Genomic DNA, 7,711 nt, shown 5'->3' on the forward strand with positions numbered 1-7,711 from the left:
CCGTTGTCGATCGACTCCAGCACCGCCAGCTCACGCGAACGCTCCTGCACCAACCGCGCGATCCGGAACAGGTACTTGGCCCGCTCCCGACCCGGCATCGGCCCCCACACCCGCTCATAGGCGCCGCGCGCGGCGGCCACCGCACGATCCACATCCGAGGCATCGGCGCAGGCGACCTCGGCCAGGGTGTCCTCGGTGGAGGGATCGATCGTCTTGAACGGCTCACCATGGCCGTCGACGAACGCGCCGTTGACGAACAGGCCGTAGGAGGGGCGGATGTCGACGATGTCCCGCGACTCCAGCGCCGGGGCATACTCCAAAACCATGCTCAGTCCAAGGTGAAATAGTCGGGACCGGAGTACACCCCGGTGGCCAGCTTCCGCCGCTGCATCAGCAAGTCGTTCAGCAGACTCGAAGCACCCAGGCGAAACCACTCCGGGGTCAGCCAGTCCGGACCAGCGACCTCCTTCACCAGCACCAAGTAGCGGATAGCGTCCTTGGTCGTGCGAATGCCCCCGGCCGGCTTCACCCCCACCTGGCGACCGGTCGCCTCACGGAAGTCACGGACCGCCTCCAGCATCACCAGCGTCACCGGCAAGGTCGCGGCCGGAGAGATTTTGCCGGTGGAGGTCTTGATGAAGTCGGCGCCCGCGCGCATCGCCAGCCACGAGGCCCGGCGCACGTTGTCCAGGGTGACCAGCTCACCGGTCTCGAAGATCACCTTCAGATGCGCACCCCCGCACACCTCCTTGACCGCGGCGATCTCACCGAACACCTTGCCGTAATCCCCCGCCAGGAACGCGCCCCGATCGATCACCATGTCGATCTCCGACGCGCCGGCCGCCACCGCCGCACGGGTGTCGGCCAACCGCGCCTCCAGCGGCGCCCGGCCTGACGGGAACGACGTCGCCACACTCGCCACGCCGACACCCGACCCGCGCAGCGCCTCGACGGCGACAGCGACCAGGTCGGGGTACACGCACACCGCCGCGACCTTGGGAACCCCCGGATCGGACGGATCGGGACGGACGGCCTTGGCGCACAACGCCCCCACCTTCCCCGCCGTATCCGCCCCCTCCAAGGTGGTCAGATCCACCATCGCGATCGCCAGATCGATCGCCTCCGCCTTCGCCGAGGTCTTGATCGAACGCGTCGACAAACGCGCCGCCCGCTCCTCGGCACCCACCTGATCGACACCGGGCAGACCATGCAGGAACGCGCGTAGTTCGGCCGTTCCGCCGTCCGCGGTGAGAGTCTCCGTTGACACAAGCCCCAGCATCGCCCACGGGTGGCCTCCGTACCAAACGACCCACCCGATATCCGGGCATACCGGTCAGTGCGGGTACTGGCGGGGCGGCCGTGAGCGTCCGGCGATCTCGTCCCTGAAGTCCTCGATGACCGAGCTGATCTGGCGCATCAACCGGGTGCCCTCCAGCCGGTCCAGGTAGAGGGAGCACGCGGCCAGGCCGTCCAGGTCGACCGCGAAGTACATCGCCATCAGCGGGTTGATGAACAGCTCGCTGCCGTCCGTCCGGGAGGTGAAGCGCACGTTCCCGAACTGGCCCCGGATGGCCGCCGCGATCGAGCCGTTCACGATGCTGGGACGGTCCCGGGTCGCGGCCTGGGCGTACTCGACGGCGTCCAGGTAGAGGGCGGCCTCCCGGCTGTCGCGCGGGATGGAGAACGTCCCCAGGTAGGCCCCGGCGGCGTCCAGGGCGGCCAGGTTCTCCAGTGCGAGCGAGTGGTTGACGCCGTGGTAGGCGTCGACCCCGAATCCCACGCACACGACGAGTTTCTCCTGCACGCCCGCGAGGCCGTGGACGGCGCCGAGGCTCGCCATGTCCTCCTCGGGCGTCCCCAGCCCTTGCTCGTCGCCGCGCATCAGGATGTCGGTGCCGCCGTCCACCAGCACGATGGCGTCCAGATCGAGCCGTTCCACGAGCACCTGGTACGCGTCGCGCAGCGGCGCGACGCCCACCCTCGGGAACGCGTAGACCGTGGAGGGTTCGCCGTGCCGGTCCAGCCAGCGGGCCAGGACGCCCTCGGGGAAGTACCAGTCGCGGCTGTTGGTGTCCGGCCCGATCCTGGCGACGTTCTGTTCCCACCAGACCTCGTCGCCCAGGCCGTACAGGGCGCTGAACGAGAGGTTGGCCAGGTGCACTTCCTTGCCCGCGCCGCGCAGCGCCAGGGCGAGGGGCAGGCCCGCGTAGACGTCGAACCCACCCCCGGCCCCCGCGACCAGGATGCGCTGCGCCTTCTTCAGGCGCGTGAACAGAGGCGGCTCCCAAAGCGAATACACCCTGCGACCGTAGCCCCTGCCGAGAGTTCAGGGACGGCGGGTCGAGACCAGGGAGGACTGGTACTCGTGGCCTTCCCGGTTGACCTGGCGCACGTCGACCACCGTCTCCAGGTGTGCCGATCGTGAATGGTCGTGCAGATGCCGGCCGTTGTAGGTCGCGCTGTAGCGACCTGGATCGGGCATCGTTCAGGTCAGCTTGTCGGCGAACACGGTGCCCCGTTCTGTACCGCGCTCCCGGTGGACGTTCAGCCCCTCTTTGCGGAAGCTGATCCATCCGTCATCGTCCTTCAGTCCTCGAACGACTCGGGTCTTCACGATGTCGAGGGTCGCATAACCGACGACCAGATGCGTCAGATGATCGCCGTCCTCGCGGTTGACTTTGATCCCTTCCTGGGAAAAGGAGATCCATCCGTCGTCGGCGCTTCTGCCTTGCACCCACTTGGTGTTGATGCCGTTGAGGTCGGCCTTCTCGGCGTGCACGACTCCCCAAGACCCGCCTCCTTCACTGACGTTGAGCCCGTCCTGGGGAAAGGAGATCCATCCGTCGTTGGTGCTCCTGCCTTGCACCCACTTGGTGTTGATGCCGTTGAGGTCGGCCTTGTCGGCGTGCACGACTCCCCATGACCCGCTTCCTTGCCTGATGTCGAGCCCGTCCTTGGGGAAGGTGATCTTTCCGTCGTCGGTGTTCTTTCCCTGCACCCATTCGGTTGTGACGCCGTTGAGGTCGGCCTTGTCGGCCGTCACGGTTCCCTTGGCGCCGGAGTTGCCGAAGATCTCCACACCTGCGCCGGTGAAGGTGAGGCGCCCCCTGGTCTCATCCGCCCTCCCCTGGACCCAGGGAGTATCAATGCCGGTCGTGGCGGTGAGTTTCTCCAGGACGGGATAACGCGCCTGAACGGTCGTGGTGAGGAAGTGCTGCTGCCGGGTGACGGGGTCGGTGGCGACGAGGGTGTAGGTGGTGGCGCGCTTCGGGGCGTTGGCCGGCCGCCAGGCACGGCTGCCCGCGGGCACTTTCTCCTCCCCGCCGGGGAACAGAACCTTGTAATCGAATTCGGCGGACCCCTCCCAACTCAGCGTGAGCGTGTCCCCCTCGTCCACCATCGCCTTGTCCGGGCGGAAGTCGCGCGGCGCCGCGATCTCCTTTGGAGCGGTCTTCACCAGCGCCACCGAGGTGTAGCGGGTGTGCTCCCCGTCATCGTCCTCGGTCTTCTCCCTCACCGTCAGCACGGCCAGCCCGGCCGTGGTGGCCACGGCGATGTTCTCCAGTTTCAGCACCAGGTAGTCGCCGAACTTGAAAGAGGTATCGTCACCGGCCTGGGGAGTGACCTTGAAAACGTTAGTGCCCTGCTGCCGCTCAACCCGCACCTTCGCGGTCGTCGCCTCGCCCTCCCACGGGTTGGTGGTGTACTCGCCCTTCATCTCGGGGATGTCCGGGCCAACGTGCCCGGCACCGTCGCCCACGGGCACCTTCACCTCGATCGAGCGCCAGTCCACCTTCCTCGCCGTGTTGGTGACGACCAAGTACACGGTCGCGATGGACCTGGATCGCCGCCCGGACGCCGATGCCTCCAGGGGCGCCGGGTCGGTGAAAATGGTGTAGGTCAGCGCGGTCATGATCAACGCTCCTTCTCTTGGAAGACGACGCAGGCAAAGGACGTGCCCACGGGAACCGGCGCGCCCGCGGACGCGCTATAAAAGATCTCCCTCGATCCAAACGTCAGCCTTGGAATATGACAAGAGCACCAAGAAAGGCCATAAGGGGCAATAACAAGGCGATGCGGCGATGTTCCTATGACTTGACAAGCTTCGAACCCAAGAGGCCGGCCACTCCGCCCCGTATGGACAGACCCGCTCCACCTCCACCACCGAACAACAACCCCCGCCCGGCTCCGCGCCATAGCGCGGCGTTCGTGGGCCGTGTTAACGCCGTGTGGCGTGCTCGTTCACTTGGACGAGCGCGCCTGCACCTCACCCGGCACCATGACCATCGCCGTCCTGCTCATCTGGTTGCGCACCTGATCCAGGAAACAGGCCCTGGGCCTGGATCAATGTGCCGACGACATGAAGGCGGCTGCGCGCGAGTACCGCCGCTTATGAGTACCTTGGGTGGATGCCCGAGACGCTCGACGAGCTTCTGTGCGCCCTGCGTGCCGCGGATCCCGCCGCGGACAAGGATTCACTGGTCGATGCGATCGAGGCGCTCATCGCCGACGACCCAGTGGGAAGCCGAACGGTCATTCTTGGCCACGCCGGTGACGAAGAGATGCGCGTGTGGGCCCTCGGCGTCCTTGGTGATCCGGCCGACTTCGGCCGCATCGCTGCGGCTCTCGCCGACCCGGGCTTGCGGTTCACGGCCTTGGAGGCGCTTGCCGACCAGCCGGATGTCGACCGGGTCGACGCTGTGGCCCGATCGCTGTTGGACGACCCGGACCCGATGGTCCGCTCGAAGGCCGTCGGCATGGTCGCGTTCTACGGCCGACCTGGCGCGCTCGCGGTGCTGCTGCCGCTGGTCGAGGACCCGGTCGCGCACGTGCGAATGATCCTCGGCCGGCACCTTGGCGGGTTGGGCGATCCAGCGGCCGAGCCGGCGCTGCGGCTCCTGCGCGACGACCCTGATGAGCAGGTGCGGCGGTTCGCCGTCCGCGGCCTGGCCAGGATCGCACCAGCAGCTGGTTGATCTGCCTTTGAAACAGGACCTTGGCCGCGGCGATTCCGGCGAGGGAAACACCTCGGCCGGATACTGGCAGCGAATGGAGGTGGCGGTCCACCTCGTCGAGATCTGAGTTAGGAGAATTCCAGCGGCATGGCGTCTCCCCAGCGAGCCCGTTTGGCCCAGCGATAGGCGTCGCGCTTGCTGCGGGCGACGACCACGTCTTGCGTTTCCGGTGCCGCGCACACGGTCAAGCGAATATGTCCTGAACGAACCTGCGGCGCGCGCAGAACGCGCGGCCCCGAAACGACGGGTTCCTGCCGGGACGCCACGACATAGGAGTACTTCTCGTCCTCGAACCCCAGCGTTCCGCTCTTCACCCACCGGTGCAGCGCGGTGCGGGAGATCCTCCGCCCGAAGTGGCACCAGTCGTCGGCGGCCATGGGGCAGGCGAAGTCGGTCGGGCACGGGGCCGTGATCGTGGCGCCGGAGGCAAGCAGCCGGGTTCGTGCCTGCGAGATCCGGGCGAACCCGGCGGGCGTCCCCGGCTCGATGATGAGCAACTCGCCCCTGGCGGCGTCCCACCACTGCGCCACGGCCTCGTCGACCTGCCCAGAGGGGAGCTCGTTAAGAACGTAGGATGCGACGACGAGATCCGCGGCGGGCAGTTCCGCACCGACGACGCCCCCGCGCCGCCAGCTGCCCGACCGCAGGGCCGCGGAGTCCGACCGCTCGGCGAGGCGCCGCCCGACCTGGATCATCGAGGACGACCGCTCCACCAGAACGGCACTCTCCAGCGAGGGAAAAGTGGCGACGGCGGCCCAGGTGGAGGTGCCCGGCCCGGCCCCCAGATCGAGCACCGAACGCGGCTCCCACTCGGGCCGCTCCGCCGCGATGGCCCCCAGTGTCTCCTCGCTCACCGCGTAGGTGGCGGGAAGCCGCGCCGCCAGATAGGCCAGAACGTGGTCGCGCGACAGAGCGGCATCATCGGGGGTCGCACCGCCGCCACGGTACCCGTCGGACAGTTCCTTGTAAGCCCGCCCGAGATTCCCCCGCTCCCCCTCGATCTCCCGCTCCGCCGCCTCCAGCAGATCACCGGCAAAGCCCTCGCTCATCACCCTGGGACACTACCACCAGCCACTACCCACGTTTACACAACAACTCGTTCACCCATTTCAAAGGACCCGTGACAATTCACCCGTACGCAATTCCCTGCTGCATTCCCCGCAGAAGGAGCGCCTTCTGATCACGCCGGGCGTTACGCTGCTGTGCCATGCAGGAGACGCGCCTCGACACCGCCCGGATCCGGGCGGCCCGCCAGGTGATCGACCCGATTTTTCTCGACACCCCCCTGTACCGCTGCGAGGCGCTGGAGCCCGTCCTCGGGTGCGCGGTGAGCATCAAGCTCGAAACGGCGAACCCGGTCCGCAGTTTCAAGGCCCGCGGCACCGAATTGGTCGCGAGCCTGCTCGCCGGGCGGGCCGCGGTGTGCGCCAGCGCGGGCAACCTCGGCCAAGCCCTCGCCTGGTCCGGTCGCGGCCGGGGGCTCGACGTCACCGTCGTGGCGTCCCGCTTCGCACCGGCCGCGAAGCTCGATCGCATCCGCGCGCTGGACGCCAGGTTGGAACTGGTGGACGGCGACTTCGACATGGCCCGCGAACGGGCGGCGGCCATCGCCCGCTCCGACGGCATCCGGCTGGTCGAAGACAGCCTGGACATCGAGACCTGCGAGGGCGCGGCGACCATCGGCCTTGAACTGGTGGACGCCGCGCCGCCGTTCGACGCCGTCCTGATCGCTCTCGGCGGCGGGGCGCTGGCCACCGGTGTGGGTCATGTGGTGAAGACCTGGGCGCCCGGCGTCGAGGTGATCTGCGTCCAGCCGCTGGGCGCGCCCGCGATGACACACTCCTGGCACCAACGGCGCGTCGTCACCACCGACTCGACCGACACCATCGCCGACGGTGTCGCCGGCCGGCGCCCCATCCCGGCCGTCCTGGACGACCTCCTCGTGGTCGCCGACGACGCCGTCCTGGTCCGGGAGGAGTCGATCGTCGCCGGCATGCGGATGCTCCTCGACCACGCCGGCCTGGTCGTCGAACCCTCGGCCGCGCTCGGCATCGCGGCGATCCTCGAAGACCGTGACCGCTTCGCCGACCGCCACGTGGCCACCATCGTGTGCGGCGGCAACGTCGACATGGACGCCTACCACCGCTGGGTCGGCGCCAGGTCCTGACCTTCTCGTCCGTCAACGGGCGCGTAGGGCGATGGCGTGTTCGAGACCGTCGAGGATGGCGTGGAGGCCGAACTCCTGGGTCGTGGTGGCCGAGGGGCCGGTCTGGGTGGTGGCCAGCAGCGGGAAACGGTCCGCGTTCTGAAGGAGCAGGTCGCGCATGATCGGGGCGGCATCACCGGTCGTCCAGGTTTGGGTGCCCGGGGTGGCGGCCGCGTGGGTCGCGCGGATGTGGTGGGACACCAGCATGACCGCGTCCAGCACAGGGCCATCTTGGTCAGTCCGAGCTCGGCGGCAGCCCGTTGCATGGAGACCGCCTTCAACCGTTCCTAAGGACTGTGCATAAGTTGCTCAGCCGCGCGCCCCGAACGGTCTTGGACGCACTGGTCCCCGGCGTACTCGACCCCGGGGCGGCGACACGCATCCTGTGCGTGGTCCGTTCCCGGGAGGCCGGTTCCCTACGCGACCTGGCCAAGTGGGCTCGACCAGAGGCGACGGGGAGGCCCCAGACCATCACTCCGGTGGAAAGGGG

9 protein-coding genes are annotated in these 7,711 nt (G+C 68.1%); 2 read left to right on the forward strand and 7 right to left on the reverse strand.

The features are described 5' to 3' along the window. The 5 genes from ACFPZN_RS55385 to ACFPZN_RS55405 form a co-directional block, all read right to left on the reverse strand. A partial coding sequence (locus ACFPZN_RS55385; protein WP_378293369.1) for an aldehyde dehydrogenase family protein occupies positions 1–326 on the reverse strand: 326 nt, incomplete at its 3' end. Positions 327–328: 2 nt separating this feature from the next. After that, on the reverse strand, positions 329–1,279 hold the full coding sequence (gene deoC / locus ACFPZN_RS55390) for a deoxyribose-phosphate aldolase (RefSeq protein WP_378293371.1): 951 nt from the start codon (positions 1,277–1,279) through the stop codon (positions 329–331). 54 nt (positions 1,280–1,333) lie between these two features. Further along, positions 1,334–2,299, reverse strand: a complete 966-nt coding sequence (locus ACFPZN_RS55395) for a DUF1152 domain-containing protein (protein WP_378293373.1) — start codon at positions 2,297–2,299, stop codon at positions 1,334–1,336. Between the two features lie 27 nt (positions 2,300–2,326). After that, positions 2,327–2,482 (reverse strand): hypothetical protein, encoded by a 156-nt coding sequence (locus ACFPZN_RS55400; RefSeq protein WP_378293375.1) that lies wholly within the window; start codon positions 2,480–2,482, stop codon positions 2,327–2,329. Between the two features lie 3 nt (positions 2,483–2,485). Then, positions 2,486–3,913 (reverse strand): hypothetical protein, encoded by a 1,428-nt coding sequence (locus ACFPZN_RS55405; RefSeq protein WP_378293377.1) that lies wholly within the window; start codon positions 3,911–3,913, stop codon positions 2,486–2,488. Positions 3,914–4,409: 496 nt separating this feature from the next. On the opposite strand from ACFPZN_RS55405, the gene ACFPZN_RS55410 reads away from it, so the two are divergent. Next, positions 4,410–4,976 (forward strand): HEAT repeat domain-containing protein, encoded by a 567-nt coding sequence (locus tag ACFPZN_RS55410; RefSeq protein ID WP_378293379.1) that lies wholly within the window; start codon positions 4,410–4,412, stop codon positions 4,974–4,976. A gap of 107 nt (positions 4,977–5,083) precedes the next feature. On the opposite strand, the gene ACFPZN_RS55415 is transcribed toward ACFPZN_RS55410, so the two are convergent. Next, the gene (locus ACFPZN_RS55415) at positions 5,084–6,064 is read right to left on the reverse strand and encodes a small ribosomal subunit Rsm22 family protein (protein ID WP_378293384.1); all 981 of its coding nucleotides are present in this window, start codon (positions 6,062–6,064) and stop codon (positions 5,084–5,086) included. A 158-nt stretch (positions 6,065–6,222) separates the two neighbouring features. On the opposite strand from ACFPZN_RS55415, the gene ACFPZN_RS55420 reads away from it, so the two are divergent. Beyond that, positions 6,223–7,182, forward strand: a complete 960-nt coding sequence (locus ACFPZN_RS55420; protein WP_378293381.1) for a threonine ammonia-lyase — start codon at positions 6,223–6,225, stop codon at positions 7,180–7,182. A gap of 12 nt (positions 7,183–7,194) precedes the next feature. On the opposite strand, the gene ACFPZN_RS55425 is transcribed toward ACFPZN_RS55420, so the two are convergent. Further along, positions 7,195–7,443, reverse strand: coding sequence for a hypothetical protein (locus ACFPZN_RS55425; RefSeq protein WP_378293383.1), 249 nt, complete (start codon positions 7,441–7,443; stop codon positions 7,195–7,197). Positions 7,444–7,711 lie beyond the last annotated feature (268 nt).

Source organism: Actinomadura rugatobispora, from assembly GCF_042656285.1.
In the GTDB taxonomy this organism is placed as follows: domain Bacteria; phylum Actinomycetota; class Actinomycetes; order Streptosporangiales; family Streptosporangiaceae; genus Spirillospora; species Spirillospora rugatobispora.